A 15,205-nucleotide genomic window follows, 5' to 3' on the forward strand; every position below is an offset into this window, starting at 1 on the left:
CCCCACACCCAAAAACCTTATATACAATGGGTTTGCCGTTATCTTAGCGCCATTCGGGTCTAAGCTACTTTACAACGCTGTGATTCTCTCCAAGCACGGGGAGTATTTTTATAATAATCACGAAACTGGCAGTAGAAATGATTGATATTTTGATAACCTACTTTTAAAGCAATTTCATCAACGGAATTATTAGTTTCTAAAAGCAAGCTACTTGCTTCCACTATCCGACGCTCGATAATCCAATTATTGACAGTTTTTCCGGTAAGTCTTCGCACTAAGTCAGTTAAGTATGCTGAGGAATAACCAACTGCTTGAGCTACTTCTTTTAGTCTAATACTTTGATGATAATTTAATTCAATGAACTCGAAGACCTTACACAGTCGGGGAATAGATGGAAATATGGACTTCTGCCTATTTAATTTTTTACTTTCGGTGGTAGTAGAAAGTTTCTGATCTGCTAACTGAACATTAACAAGACAATTTTCTGTGATAATTACCTCAACGCCTGCTGTCTCCAAGCATTTAATTAAGAGGTTTTTGGTCTTGGTTTCAGCATCAATCAATAAAATATTACTCATACTTTTTCCTAATATTTTTTTGAATATCTTGAATATGACGGAGCGGTTATTTTTCTTGCTTGCTGACTAAACTTCTGTAAACATTTTTTATATGACAATTTTGACGATGAGAAAAATAGCATCATTGCTAATTATTTGAATTACCCTTTCTAAGAAAGTTGATTAAAATATAAAATCAACTATTGATATCTACACTAACTATAATTATCAAAATTAAACTAGAATACAAGGGGAAAAAGTCAGGCAAATATTCTATATAAAATTAGGTTTACAATTAATCAAAGAATAAAAAATCAGGATTGATAGGTGAGAAATTAAAAAAAATAGGAATAAATCAGGTTCAGCACGGTAAACGCACAATATTTTTAAATCCTTGCTGGATAACTGGAGTTTAGACTAAGCCATGCAAAATGACCCAGCAGAGCTGAGTGAATCAGAGACTTAGCATAAAGTATGAATAATCTTAGGTATTAAACAGCAACTGATGGTTCTTTACGTGGCTATATATTGTTTTTAACAATAAAATATCGGTTTTTACGGCGATGTTTTTTCCTGGTTCCCAACCAAATAACTTTCCGCGAGGTTTGGGTGCAGAGATAGGAGTACGAATGGCACGCTTGTTAAGCTGAAAGCTCGTCTGGGTTGGGTGTTGGGGGTAGGGTTGCAGGTTCGGGAAAAACTAAGAAAAGTAAATATGAGTGGAGATACAAATAAATTTCTGACTCACTACACCCGGCACCCGACACCCAAAAGCCTTATATATAATGGGTTTGCCGTTACCTTAGTGTCATTCATAAGAGTACCAATAGCCGCGAAAACTCCACCCAACGCTTATCGCAACTCTTCCAGGGGTTAATTGCTCAAGAGACTTCTGCCTTGCCGCTAGCCTCTCCCTTTAGGAGAAGGTAGAGGATTGTCAGTCACGATATGACGGGCTAACCACAATTCCCAAGTCATCAGAGGCATGAGGTCGAAAAAGAAACTGAAAACTTGTTATGACTCAGATCCTCTATTTTAAAGTATAAATACTGCTTATTCAGTATAAATATATTTTAATTGCTGAGAAAATGATTTAGCGATGGCTACGCCCGCCGCAGGCATCGCTTGTTTTTGATAAAACCTCACAAAATCGCATTGCTCCCCTTTCTTAGACACTTGTCCAGAAATCACTGCCGAAATTCTGGCACTTGTGAGATTTTCAGCCAGCCTCTTAAATCAGTTTCGGGACTTCTCAGTAAGCCTTAGCTTTCTTATTCCGAACTGACGTTATTTTAGTAGTAGTGTTTTCCTTAGTCAAACGGAGTTTGGAATCCGCCAAATTCTTTTAAATAATCGAGAATAGAAGTGCCATTTTCGTCTTGAGAAACCTGATTATACAACAGCAGTTGGACAACCCCTCCTTCGCCACGCAGATGAGCAGCTGCAAGAATTCCAGATGTAGTGATGACTACTCCTCCTCGTTGTTGTCCAATAAATTGCCTTAGGGAGAGTCCATTCTGTTGAAGTTGAGTGTTGATCCGATCCAAGTTCAATGCGAAAGCTTCTTGAATAGCCGTTTCTTGCACATTATTCTGATTATTTAATAAATCTTGCTTGCTATTAACACCATTTTTCCCTGTCCACGTACCCTGCCACTCATTTCTACTAGCACCATTGCCATAATAAAAATTAGCTTGATAGTATCCAAGGTCAATTAATAAAGCTTCACCAAATTGATACTTGCCAATAAAACCCAACTGGTTTTCAATATTATAAGGCGGATTTTGTTGTCCTGTTTCTCTTTGCCCTAAGGCTAGTAGCATGTCCTGGAAACTACCCCTGCTACCAACAGGACTGGACTGAGATTGATTGGCTCCAGGTATAATAAGTACCATTCCAGCCACGAGTTGAGTAGGATCAGTCCCAATTATAGCCCGATTAGCCTCATAAATTCTTCTCCACGAAGCTTCGCTACCATCACCATAAAATCTCTGAGCAATACTCGATAAAAAATCACCAGGTTGTACTGTATATTGAGTTCCATTTATCTGTTGTGCTTGGACTGTCGTTTCGCTTTTCTTCAAAAGAGTATCGCTAAATTCAGGTAATACAAATGAGGCAGTAAAAGAGGAACAAAGCACCAGTCCAATAGCAGGAACTTTATTGATTGTGCGGGTAAATATTTTGGTTTTAAGGAATGAAGTTATCGGATATTGTAGGAAATAGGGCTTAATATTCATAAGACAACTCTTGATATCTACACTAACTATAATTATCAAAATTCAACTAGAATACAAGGGGAAAAAGTCAGACAAATATTCTATATAAAATTAGGTTTACAATTAATCAAAGAGTAAAAAATCAGGATTGATAGGTAAGAAATTTCAAAAAATAGGAATAAATCAGGTTCAGTAGGGTAAACACACAAAATATTGAATGGCACTAAGAAAAGCTCTAACCTATACTAGGTAAGCATTTCAACTTTGATAGTTTTCGGAGATGTCTAATTTATTTTTACGTGACGGATGGCTACTTACAACACTCTGCGGAAATACTCACGGTACAAATTGCATCTAGGCATTACCTGATTGTCCTGTTGGTGTACTAATCCCAAACTGTGCAACTTATAAATCTGCATTGAATCTAATTCCACTGGCTCAAGTGAATTAACCACCTTTTTTAAGGCTTCTTTTAAACCTTGAGTCTCTTCCGAGTGCAACATCTCTAAGTACCACCGCAGATGGTTCCTGTAAATTCCCGCTTCTGTGGAAGCATCTTGTAATACCTGCTTTAGCGTTGCCTTTGTAGTGTAAACTTCGTACATTGCTAACCGCAGCAGATAAGGATGTCCTCCCACTATATTCATTAATTCCTTTACCTGAGTATCATTCCAATTTAGTCCATGAAGGTGAGCCAAATCTATCACCTGCTTGTGGTCAAATTCCAACAATGCCACTGCTAAACCTGCATTAAAGGGAGATTGGTTCATGTCTAAGGGGATATAAACTTCGGTAGAATGTGCCATCACTAGCCTTAGTTGTTTCCATTGCTCAGAAATTTTCCCTTTCTCATGCCAGCTTCGCAGCATCCCGAAAAAGTCTTCAATCACTTGGTTATAGGGAAAAATCCGGTCAACCTCATCTAACCCTAATACCAAAGGACAATTTATTTGTGGCAATAAATACTCCTCAAAGTACACTGTACAGTTATCATTGCTACCTAAAATTTCTGTTTCCCAATAATCTTTTAATCGATTTTCTAACTTTAACTTCCGACCAACCATAAAACACAACCAAAGCACGAACTTGTCCAAATTCGTTAAAATTGCCCGCTCTACACTACTTAAATCCAAATATACTGTTTGATAATTCTGGGATTCAGCATGAGCCAGAATCCTGGTAAGCAATGAAGTTTTGCCCATCATCTTCGGTGCTTTAATCCGAATTAGGGAAGCGGGTTTGACAACTGTTTCGTAACAAACAGACTCTAGAGCATCTCGCTTCACATAAAAAGGAGAATCCAGAGGAACTGAACCGTCTGGAAACGGTAGCTCTGCTAACGAGGCTTTTGGCTGATTGACATTGCTATCAATATGTGCATATAGTTCTCTTTCCCCGGCTCTCTCCAACCCTCCTTTAAAGTTACTCTTTGTTACCTCTTCCCCTAACCCCTCTGAAAGCTTTCGCCACAGATGAGGGCCCACATCTCCTCTGAGGTAATTTACAGACAGATGGTACTGCTCTGCCATCTTTTCATAAGTCAGACCCTCCCACGAGCCTCGAAGCACGTCTATTTCAATATCTTTAAGGTGTTCTCCAAGATTGTTGAAGACAAATTGCTCGGCAACCTGTTTAGCTTTTTCCCAGGTAAAGGCTGATTTTGAGTTCATGGATGCTTCGGAAATACCTGTTTTTATTCTCTATCTATAGTTTTGATCTCTTATTATATAGATGAATGGCACTAAGAAAAGCCCAAAGGCTTGTGTTGCTTTATTTCCAGCCTTAAGACTGGGAATATATTCCGAGAAACTCTGCTTTACCAAAATCGTCAAAAGTCAATTGGTAATGAAGCGCAAAGCTTTCTCTACGAGCGGATCATACATCATAATAAGTTCTACAACAAATTAGCAGCAACATTAACTAATGAATCAGAATGATTGATTGGCAAGTCACCTAAGAGTTGCCAGAAAAATATTCCACCTAGACCTTGTTGTTCAACATAATTAACTTTTTCGAGGACTGATTGTTTATCTTCGTAGGTACTAAATTCTTGTTTTTGAGAATTATAAATATATGGAACTTTGGCGCTATCATCCAAGTAGTATTGGTATCCATTTGTACCCACCTGATCATGGATATCTCTATACAAAAGTGGATCATTTACTGGGGTAGCACTTTGGAACAATCCGTCATTGTCAGAACCAGGTTTCACTCCCGCCCAGGTAGGGCTGTAGAGAGGAACTCCTAAAACAATATCTTTAGCTTCAACACCAGCACTCAAATACTTTTTAACTGACCAGTCGGCGTTGAGTTTATCACTATTATATGATTGATCGCTGCTACTTTTATACAAAGCAGCTTGATGATTAGTTATGTTTTCCCAACTACCGTGATAGTCATAGGTCATTACGTTGATAAAGTCAACATATTCAGAAGTAGTTTTCAAAACAGTTGAGTTTAAATCGTAAGGAGCATCAGCGTAATCTGATGGAGACAATTGATAGGGAGAAGCAGAAAGGGCAGTAGTCAGCAGATATTTATTTCCATCTGTAGTAGATGCATTATTAAGCTGTTGACGTAGCTCCCCCAGCAATTGAGTGTAATTATGATTCTCTTCTTTCTTAGGAAATTCCCAATTAATATCGATGCCATCGAAACCATTACTTTTCATGAAATTGATGGCAGATTGGGCGAAAAATATCCTAGATTTTGCCGTAGAAGCTGCTGAGGAAAAATCTTTTTCTCCTGCACCACCGATAGAAACAAGGATTTTCAGCTTGGGATTTTGAGCTTTGAGACATTTTAATAGATTGATGTCACCATCTTGACCATCTTGACTCAGTTTAACGTTACCTTGTGTATCGACATCTGCAAAGGCATAGAATAAATGTGTCAGCTTATTAACCGGAATAGTTTCAGGATTAGTAGTATTACTAATACCCCAGGAAGGTAAGTAACCAGCTACAACATACTGATTATGCATTGGAGGTGGTGTTATCTGATTATTAAGTAAAGCTACATAAGTTCCATTTTGAGCAAAACTAAGAATGTCAGCTTTTTCATCACCATTCACATTACCAAGCTGTCGTAGCTTTTGGTCAAAGCTATTACAATAATCTTTACTAACTGTAAAATTATCATTTGTTACTACAAAAGCTTCACCAAAACTTATATTGTTTTGCTCAAAAGAGACAAATATATTATCGTATCCAAAACCAACAATATCAGTTTGGCTATCGTCGTTGACATCAGCAGCTAAACGTGGATATTTGCCAAAATTAATCCATGCTTGTAAAAGACTAAAATTTTTGGTAGCTAACTTTTTTGTTGTGTACATGGGAATAAAAATAGTCCATTTAAAAACTTATGCTCTACCTAAAGGGTGCGAGAAGCTTTGCTTGCATAGATGGAAAGAACTAGGATTAGAGGGACTTTGGGAAAGGCAGGGGCGAGGAGGAAAACCAGACTGGGCAGAAGTTGACATAGTTTTCGTTTTTTTAGAGAAGAATGTTTAGAGAAAAAACTACGTACATATAACATTTTAATTAGTAGTAGTTAATGACATTTGTAAGTTTATTTAATCCATACCATTATGTTTATGTCATATCGTGAATAATACAATAGGAAAAAATCAGGATGTTTATTAATTAATTAAGAATACTAAAAAATCGAAAATAGGTAAAAGTCAGAAAAAGTCAGTTAATTAATGAAAATAGTATAATTTTTTTATATAAATGCTAGATAATAGATTATTTGTATGCCTGTATTTAATAAAAACTAAAAATTATATATTGGAAAATATAAAGGACAGCCTTGATGACAGCAGCGAAGCCAAACTTTGAATATCAAATTGGAGGAAGCCTTGAGAGTAGCGCTCCTAGCTATGTGAAACGACTTGCTGATACAGAATTTTATGAGCGCTTAAAGTGGGGTCAGTTTTGTTATGTGCTGAACTCGCGGCAGATGGGCAAGTCTAGCTTGCGAGTGCAGATGATGCAAAGGCTACAAGCAGAAGGAATTATTTGTGCGTTTATTGACTTGACAGGAATGGGAACACAGGATGTAACTCCAGAAAAGTGGTATGCAGGTATTGTCCAATCTTTGGTGAGTAGTTGCCAACTGCACTCAAAAATTCAATGGCGGAGTTGGTGGCGTGAGCGGCGAGATTTGCTTTCACCGGTGCAGTGTTTGAGCCAATTTATTGAAGAAGTACTGTTAGTAGAGGTCAAGGAAAATATAGTTATTTTTATCGATGAAATTGATCGTGTTTTAAGTCAGAATTTTTCATTGGATGATTTTTTTGCTTTAATTAGGTTCTTCTTTCAACAACGAGAAGTTAATTATGAATATAAGCGTTTGACTTTTGCACTATTAGGGGTTGCAAATCCTAACGAACTGATTCAAAATAAGACCCAGACACCATTCAATATTGGCAAGGCGATAGAACTGGAAGGATTTCAGCCTGATGAAGTACAACCATTAATAGATGGTTTGAAGCAGAGAGTAAGTAACCCCGAAGCAGTTCTCATGCAGATATTAGAATGGACAGGTGGGCAACCGTTTCTGACGCAAAAGCTGTGTCAGTTTATAGTTTTGGAGTCAACTGCTCAAAGATTTTCATCGGTTGAGCAAGTAGTAAGGTCGCATATTGTTGAGAATTGGGAATCTCAAGATGAACCTGAGCATTTGAGGACGATTCGCGATCGCATTTTGTACAGAAATGAAAAACGTACAGGTAGATTATTAGAGTTATACCAGCAAATTTTACGTCTTGGAGAAATTTCTGCTGATGGTACTCCTGAACAAATCGAATTACGATTGTCAGGGTTAGTAGTTGAGCAGCAAGGTAAGCTCAAGGTATATAATCGCATTTACAAAGCTGTCTTTAACCAAAATTGGGTTAATTGTAAATTAGCAGAGTTGCGACCCTATGCAGAAGCGATCGCAGCCTGGTCAGCATCAGCTTGCCAAGATGAATCCTATCTATTGCGAGGACAAGCTTTACAGGATACCTTAGCTTGGGCATTAGGTAAAAGCCTTGGCGATTTAGATTATCAATTTTTAGCCGCTAGTCAGGAATTAGCCAAACGCCAAGCCCAAATGTCACTGAAAGCACTAGCGCAAGCTAATAAACTTTTGGCACAAGCTAGACAAAAAGCCAAGCCGGAAGTTTTGCAACGGCGAATTGCTTGGGGTTGGATACCAAGGATTGCTATATATGTGACTGCACCTATTCTGCTGCTGCGCTTTGCTGGACTGTTGCAGGGTGGCGAGTGGAATATGCTTGACCAGTTTTTTTGCTGGCGGCTGTTGCTAGAATCACCAGAGAAGCGAATAGTGATTGTCACTATAGATGAAGAAGATATAAGAAAGGTGGGAAAGTGGCCTATTCCCGATCAAGTTTTAGCTAAGGCAATTGCCAATATTAAAGCCCAACAACCTAGAGCAATTGGTTTAGATATTTATCGAGATTTACCTGTAGAACCTGGGCATCAGGACTTGGTTAACATCTTCAAATCAACTTCTAACTTATATGGAATTGAAAAAGTTGTGGGAAGTGAAATTAATACCATTCCCATTGCGTCTCCTCCCACTCTCAACCCAGAAAGAGTGGGCTTTGCCGATCAGGTTGTGGATGCAGATGGCAAGGTGCGTCGGGCATTATTATCAGTAAAACTCTCGCAAAATAGAATCCGCTACAGTTTGGCAGTGAAACTGGCACAGCACTATTTAAATAAGGAAGGGATAACCACAAAATGGGTTGACAATGACCCCAATCAAGCCTGGGGTAAAGCAGTCTTAGAAAAGTTTGTGGGCAATGATGGGGGCTATGTCCGTGCGGATTATGGAGGTTATCAGATTTTGCTAAACTTTAGAGGGAATCAGGAAAATTTTGATACTTTGCCTTTAAAGGATATCTTGGAAAAGCCTATTCCTCCTGCTAGTTTACGCGATCGCCTAGTTTTGATTGGTACCACAGCGGAAAGTATTAAAGATGTACTTTATACTCCATATAACAGTGGTCTATTTGGTTCTTCGCAGCCGATGACTGGGGTCACTGTTCATGCCAACATTATCAGTCAAATAATTAGTGCTGCTGTTGATGGCAGACCTTTGCTTCGTGTTTGGCCAAAACCCATAGAATGGATGTGGATTTTAGTTTGGGCGGGATTAGGAGCATCAGTTAGCCGACAATTGAGGTCTTCAATTGCGATCGCTGCTAGTATAATTTTTGCTGGTGCTGGGCTTTTGGGGATTAGCTTTTTAGCATTTTGCTTGGGCTGGTGGTTACCCATCATTCCCTCGCTGTTAGTGTTTTTGGGGTCAGCAGTCGCCTTAGAGTTGGTTACTCACAAACAACTTGAAAGACTCCAATTCCATCATACTTTGGCACTGCTTTTAGAAATGTGCCAAGACCATCCCCTTGCTGGAGCAATTGCCATTGAATACCTCAAGCAGTCAGAAAGCCAGGAGAATCAGGCTTTTATCGAGCAGCAGTTACGAGAAAAACAGTTAACCACTTCTACAATCGAACTGGTTGAGTAGCGATCGCTTCTAGCCCTACTGACTTAAGAAAATCAGTCCAGATATTTGCTATGTCTTGATTATTAGGCTGAGTGTTTCTGATTTGAGCTAGGGTAATAACGGCATCGTACCAGATTCCTTGTTCACTGTAAGCATCTGTCTGCTCCAAAGTTGTCTTGTGCTGACTATGGAGTTGAGGTAAAACCACACGGCGTACCCACGAGGTAATTACTGGATCGTTAGGGCTAGGTTTTTCGCCGCATATTAACATTAAACCCCACTGATAATTTTTTCCTACTTTCAGAGGGGGTGAGCTATCTGCTGACTTGATGCTAATAATACCAGGTTCACCTTTAATTGGAATCAAGGTTTGGGAATAAAGCTGATTGTCTTCTGTCATCAAGCTTAAGACTAGTTGTTTGGCAGATGTTTGCGGCAGATACACTAAAAATGTCGGATGTTCTGCTGTAGTCAACCCATAGTTGCTGTCAGGGGGAACAAGGGACTTTATAGGGATCTGGTTAGATGAAGTGGTGGTTGATGTTGCATCTTGAGGACATTGCAAATTACTACGAGACCCACCCGATGACGTAGATTTTGGCTTATCCTCCTTTGGTGGTGCTTGAAATACTATCCTTTGCGGTTTTAAGCGATTAGTCGGCGTTGGAGTATTTGCAGTTGATTGGGCAATTGTTGGTTGCGTCCCTACAATAAACAACCCCATCGTAATTAGACCAATCAATTGTTGACTATTTAACATGGGTTATCTTTTGGTAAAGTCTATCTTTAATTAAGTGATACTCATTATTAATGCTCAATTCCGCAAAAATAGTATATTACTTGCTGGCTACAACCAATTACCGACTAAGACAAAGGGTGCCCAATAGTAAGGACGACGATAATTTGGCGATCGCAACAGGAACAACTGAGCTTGACGAAGTGCCTCAGCTTTAGTTACTCCAGGTTGGTTCAATTCTGAATAGAACTTGTTCATCAGCTCAACTGTAGATTGATCTTCTACTGACCAAAGCGTTGCTAATGTACTACGTGCTCCTGAACGCACCGCCACCCCTGCTAGTCCCAGAATCGCTCGATTATCACCTGCGGCGGTTTGGCAGGCACTCAAAATTAACAATTCTAAAGGACTTCGACCAGGGCGATCGCGTGCTTGCAGTACTTGGTCTAATTCTTTAACATTAATCCGACCATCCCAAGCCAATAAAAAGGTATTTTCAGCCTGGGAAGAAAATTGACCGTGGGTTGCTAAGTGAACAATGGGGAAAGCTGCATTGTCGATTTCAACTTTCAGGCGATTACGGGTAAATTCTTTGTTTAAGAGAACTTCTGTGGGAACTATCTTTGCAATCTCCCGAACTTCTTCTTCTACCCCTGGCAGTTTAGAAAACCCTTGACTAGCCTCAGCTAAACCTCCCACTAAAGTTTGTAATTTGTTTGGGGAAAGCGAAGGCGAATACAATAGTTGCAATCCTGGACTCAAAGCAAGGTTATATTTTTCAATCAGATACTTCTGCTTTTGACTATCATATAGTGCCGACATCGGTACTCCGCGCAAAACTCCATCTAGTACAAACACTAAAGTTTTAATCTCATCCTTTTGCAGTTCTGACTCAATTGGACGGATTAACCAGTCATAAAAAATTGTTTGTGGACGAAGTGAATCTAAGTAGCTATAACGAGTGAAGCCAGCCAGCATATCGTTGTAAACACGCTCGATCTCCCCGATTTCTCCTGGCTGGGAATTAGGCTTCAGAGGTGTTGCGTAGTATTTTAAGGGCTTTTGAGGTCGAGACAAAATGATAGCAACGCGATCGGGCAAAATAATCGAATAGATGACCGCAGCATTTGGATCTAACTGGTCGATTGGTTGGGGTTGGCTGGTTACACAAGCTTCTCGAAAGAAGTTGGTCAGTTCTGCTAATTGGAGTGCTTCTATAACATCACGAGCAAGTTTAAGATTTTTCTGATTAATCTGCGTTTGCTTTATCTGTTGAGAAGCTTGGGGTTGCAAGAGCAAATTAACCAGTTCTCGATAGACTGGTTCTACACTATCGCGAAAAGTAAATTGAATTTCTGGGTTAATACCAACTAAGTCTTTACGCAAAGACTGAAGAGTTTCATAGGCTAAGATGTAGGCTTGAAGTGCGCTTTTTTGGTTTTGTTGAGTTTGGTAAATCCGTCCTAACTGCCACTGCCAAAGATAGGTAATACTAGAATCATTAAAAGCAGATTTCTGCTGTAAAGCTTGTTCAGTTAATTGTCGTGCCTCTGTCAATTTCCCCATTTGCTGGTAAACTCCCCCAAGATAACCACGCACATCGGCTTCGGCTTGCTTGTCTTGCAATTGTTGAGCTTGGTTGAGGGCGGTTTGTAAAATTTGCCCAATTTCCGGCCATGAGGGAATTTTTGAGGATTCAAGAGTTTTAATACCAGTGCCAGTAGGTGGATTTTTTACAAAATTACATAGTTGCAGAATCGGGGATGATAAAGCATTTGATGAGTTTTCACTCAGTCCTGATTGCAGACACATCAAACTTTGAGCAAATTTGATGTGAGCATAGACAGTGGGATGAGTAATAGGTAAGTCATTGAGATGAGACGTGATTTCAGATAGCAAGGTTGGTACTTCAGACCATTGTTGAGTTTGTACCAAAAGGCTGAATCGATTCAATTGAGCTTGTCTTTTGATATCTGATGAGGTAGATGATTCAGCTTGGCGATAGCAAGTAGCAGCCTGTTGATAAAATTGGCCCGCATTGGTTATACTGGCTGCTTGAATGCATATAGACTGTGTAAGGGCTGGCTGTTGTTCGCTTGGTTTTTCCAACTGTATTTTTCTATTGCCCAAAGACCGGGCTGTATTGCCTAAACTCAGGTAAATAGCAGCCAGATTTTGCGAATCTCCTGATTGTTGAGCTAATTGCCCAGCTGTAGACAAGACCATTTGCGATTGTTCGAGTTGACTAACAACTCGTAAAACATTGCCGAGACTACGCAAAGCCAGGATATCTAAAGAAGAGGAATTTTCCTTGTTGACAAATCGTTCTTTTAAGGTTTGCAGTTCTTCTTTTGTGATCTGGCAGTTTTGATGATCAAGCTTTAAAGTTTTTAGTAAGGTCTTGCAAGCCATTGGGTAAAGACCCATGTTTTGCATAGCTTGACTTTGGTTAATCTGGCTTCTAATTGCACCATTTTGATTGCCGAGATTTTGATAAATTTCAGCCGCTTGTTTCCAAGTTGCTAAGGCTGCTTCTGATTCTCCTACTGCTAGTTGCAACTGTCCTTGGATATCTAATGTGGAACTAAGGATTTGCAATCGCTCTGGTGTTTTTGGCTGTGTTTGGAGGATATTTAAGCTGGTAGCGATCGCTTTTTTGGCTTGCTCCCACCTGCCGAGTTGTTGAGCTGTCAGGGCAAGATTGCTCAACGCCATTGCCTGGTTAAGTTTATCCTCTCGCGCTGCAAAAGCCGCAGCAACTTGTTCCCAAACGGTTAGGGCTGTCTCAAATTGTCTGTTTTGGTAAAGTGATTTGCCTTGTTTTACTAACTCTAAAGGCTCTTGTTGAGTTTGAGCGATTGCAGTTGATGCCCAAACTTGGGTAGTAACCAGCACTCCTCCCACAGACAAGAAAAATAACAGAACTACTAAAATTAGCGATCGCACTTGGCTACTATAGAGTCTAGATTTGTAATGGCTAATTTTCGAGAAAAATCTTGCTTTGAGCGTAGGCGTAGCCAGTCGTAGACATCGCCCTCTCTGCTTTTTTTTATTCATATTTTATGTAATTCACAAAAAGACCTGTTTTCACCTTTTTTCCTTCGTCTTATCGTGCAGGACAACTGCTTAAATTTTTAGGTAGACGATGGGTTCCAATGACGTTGGGATTGTAAGCGGTGAGAACTACTTCACCTTTATTGTTGAATACCCATCCTTGAACTGGCACAATCGGGCTGGGAATTTGGGATTTTGAATTCTCGCTGGAGGAGGTTTTCTGGGGTGGTTTTACATTACTGACGATTGAGACTGGTTCAACTAAAGCAACCTGAGTAGCTTCTTGGCTTAAGTCTTCGTTGGGGCTAGGAGGCAGTCCACCACGTCCTGTGATCGTGAATTCACTCGCAACACCTTTTCTACAAGGATTTTGGGCGATTTGATCATTGGGATCAACAACATTTGCAGGTAATTCCACTAAATTTTGGCTGGGATCAATCACTTGATTGATGTTCACCACTCCCGGATTGCCACCAAACTCTGAACTAGCGGTGATGTCATTTAAGAAATCTCTGGGTTTGCCCCGAAATTCAATCCCAAAGATACCAGTGGCTGTGATGTCAACACGACCACCGTCACCATAAGTTGCATTGGCGGTTATATCACTACCCTTTGGTTTTGAGGGTGGTGCAACTAAAAATTGGGTGTTAATGTCAATGTTACCGCCAGTACCAATTGCCCCTGGTTGGCTTTCAATACCTGCATTGGTAGTAATTTTGCTGTCGTCTTCCATCAGTAATAAATCTGCTACCTCTAGGCTGATATTGCCGCCTGTTTCTTTGTCGGTTTCGGCTGAGATAGTTCCCTGATCCAAAGCCAGAGAATTGGCTTGCACAAATATATTGCCTCCTGTGCCGCTTCCTTTGCTATTCACAGAAAGTTGGGCACCATTTTGAATCAGGACATTTTTAGGGGAGCCAATCACGGAGATATTACCGCCATCACTGGTAGAAGTGTTTTCAGTCTCAGCTAAGATTGCGGTTCCAAAGTCAGACAGAGTAAGGCTGTTTGGTACATTCAGGGTGATATTGCCTGCTTTTGAACTAGCTGAAGTGTTAGTGCGGATTTGTCCGGCGCTGGAGAGTTCAATAGTGTCAGATGTGACATCAATATTACCAGCATTGCCATTTCCATTACTATCGGCGCTGACAATAGCCGCATTACTTATTTGCAAGCGAGGAGCCTTGATTGTAATCCCTTCGGAGGCTCCGGTTGCGCCAGCCTTAACTTCACTATTAATAGTGGAAGTACCGTTAACAACTACACTATCAGTAGCTGTGACTTGGATCAAGCCGGAATTGCCTTTCCCTGAAGTAGTGGTATCTAGTTTTGCACCATTGGTAATTTTCAGGATAGGAGTATTAATTTTAATTCCTTCTGATTTGCCCGTAGCAGTATCTGCAACTTGGCTAGTGGCAGCACTGCGATCGCCCCTTTTCTTTGATTCGCCATCAAAGATTACCTTATCAGTGGCATTAATACTGATCTCGCCTGCATTTCCTTTGCCTCCAGTGCTGGCATTCAGAACAGCGCCATTCGTCACCTTTAAAATCGGGGTTTCAATCACGATCCCGCCAGATTGACCAATTGCTTTGTTAACAACTATACTTACTGCATAAGTAAAATCGCCGTTTTCAGTCTCTCCATCAAAGAGTACCTTGTCAGTGGCATTAATGCTGATTGCGCCTGCATTTCCTTTGCCGTCAGTGCTGGTATCCAAAAAAGCACCATTCATCACCTCTAAAATCGGGGTGCCAATCACGATTCCGCCAGATTGACCAATTGCTTGTTCAAGAACTTGGCTCAATACTCCGGTGCGATCGCCTTTGCTCGATTCGCCATCAAAGATTACCTTCTCACTGGCAGTAATGCTGATCGTGCCTGCATTTCCTGAACTTTTGGTAGTAGCACTAAGTTGAGCACCATTGGTAATTGTGAGACTATCTGCCTTGATTTCAATTCCACCAGAGTTGCCTTCGGCGCCCTTTTCAACTTGACTAAAGGCATAGCTGAAATTTCCGGTGTCACTTTCTCCATCAAATAGCACCTGTTTTTCAGAATTAATTAAAATCTTACCTGCATCTCCCTTTCCAGAAGTACTAGCACTAAGTTGA

7 protein-coding genes and 1 pseudogene are annotated in these 15,205 nt (G+C 40.2%); 1 reads left to right on the forward strand and 7 read right to left on the reverse strand.

Going from position 1 to position 15,205, the window contains the following annotated elements; genetic code table 11:
• Nucleotides 1–59: 59 nt before the first annotated feature.
• From VB740_RS02425 to VB740_RS02440, 4 genes are all read right to left on the reverse strand, one after another.
• Complete coding sequence (locus VB740_RS02425; RefSeq protein WP_323198494.1) at nt 60–578, reverse strand: AraC family transcriptional regulator; 519 nt, start codon at nt 576–578, stop codon at nt 60–62.
• A 1,289-nt stretch (nt 579–1,867) separates the two neighbouring features.
• On the reverse strand, nt 1,868–2,797 hold the full coding sequence (locus VB740_RS02430; RefSeq protein ID WP_323198495.1) for a LysM peptidoglycan-binding domain-containing protein: 930 nt from the start codon (nt 2,795–2,797) through the stop codon (nt 1,868–1,870).
• A gap of 293 nt (nt 2,798–3,090) precedes the next feature.
• A complete protein-coding gene (locus tag VB740_RS02435) occupies nt 3,091–4,446 on the reverse strand; it encodes an AAA-like domain-containing protein (RefSeq protein WP_323198496.1) in 1,356 nt (451 codons plus the stop codon).
• A 224-nt stretch (nt 4,447–4,670) separates the two neighbouring features.
• The gene (locus VB740_RS02440; RefSeq protein ID WP_323198497.1) at nt 4,671–6,113 is read right to left on the reverse strand and encodes a glycoside hydrolase family 18 protein; all 1,443 of its coding nucleotides are present in this window, start codon (nt 6,111–6,113) and stop codon (nt 4,671–4,673) included.
• A 479-nt stretch (nt 6,114–6,592) separates the two neighbouring features.
• Between VB740_RS02440 and VB740_RS02445 the strand changes: the two genes are divergently transcribed.
• Entirely contained in the window at nt 6,593–9,322 is a 2,730-nt protein-coding gene (locus VB740_RS02445; protein ID WP_323198498.1) for a CHASE2 domain-containing protein, read from the forward strand.
• Here VB740_RS02445 and VB740_RS02450 read toward each other — a convergent pair.
• The 3 genes and pseudogenes from VB740_RS02450 to VB740_RS02460 form a co-directional block, all read right to left on the reverse strand.
• The gene (locus tag VB740_RS02450) at nt 9,300–10,061 is read right to left on the reverse strand and encodes a DUF928 domain-containing protein (RefSeq protein ID WP_323198499.1); all 762 of its coding nucleotides are present in this window, start codon (nt 10,059–10,061) and stop codon (nt 9,300–9,302) included. The two genes, VB740_RS02445 and VB740_RS02450, sit on opposite strands and share 23 nt — an antisense overlap.
• Nucleotides 10,062–10,148: 87 nt before the next feature.
• Nucleotides 10,149–13,094: a CHAT domain-containing protein gene (locus VB740_RS02455; protein ID WP_323198500.1), complete on the reverse strand. Its 2,946-nt coding sequence runs from the start codon at nt 13,092–13,094 to the stop codon at nt 10,149–10,151.
• A 49-nt stretch (nt 13,095–13,143) separates the two neighbouring features.
• Nucleotides 13,144–15,205, reverse strand: a pseudogene (locus VB740_RS02460) (hypothetical protein); the annotation flags it as partial.

The sequence above is a fragment of the Nostoc sp. UHCC 0251 genome (assembly GCF_034932245.1).
In the GTDB taxonomy this organism is placed as follows: domain Bacteria; phylum Cyanobacteriota; class Cyanobacteriia; order Cyanobacteriales; family Nostocaceae; genus Nostoc.

Coding starts and splice junctions, on each gene's coding strand:
- VB740_RS02450 (WP_323198499.1), bottom strand. CDS start 10,061: ATGTTAAATAGTCAACAATTGATTGGTCTAATTACGATGGGGTTGTTT.
- VB740_RS02435 (WP_323198496.1), bottom strand. CDS start 4,446: ATGAACTCAAAATCAGCCTTTACCTGGGAAAAAGCTAAACAGGTTGCC.
- VB740_RS02430 (WP_323198495.1), bottom strand. CDS start 2,797: ATGAATATTAAGCCCTATTTCCTACAATATCCGATAACTTCATTCCTT.
- VB740_RS02455 (WP_323198500.1), bottom strand. CDS start 13,094: ATGAATAAAAAAAAGCAGAGAGGGCGATGTCTACGACTGGCTACGCCT.
- VB740_RS02445 (WP_323198498.1), top strand. CDS start 6,593: ATGACAGCAGCGAAGCCAAACTTTGAATATCAAATTGGAGGAAGCCTT.
- VB740_RS02425 (WP_323198494.1), bottom strand. CDS start 578: ATGAGTAATATTTTATTGATTGATGCTGAAACCAAGACCAAAAACCTC.
- VB740_RS02440 (WP_323198497.1), bottom strand. CDS start 6,113: ATGTACACAACAAAAAAGTTAGCTACCAAAAATTTTAGTCTTTTACAA.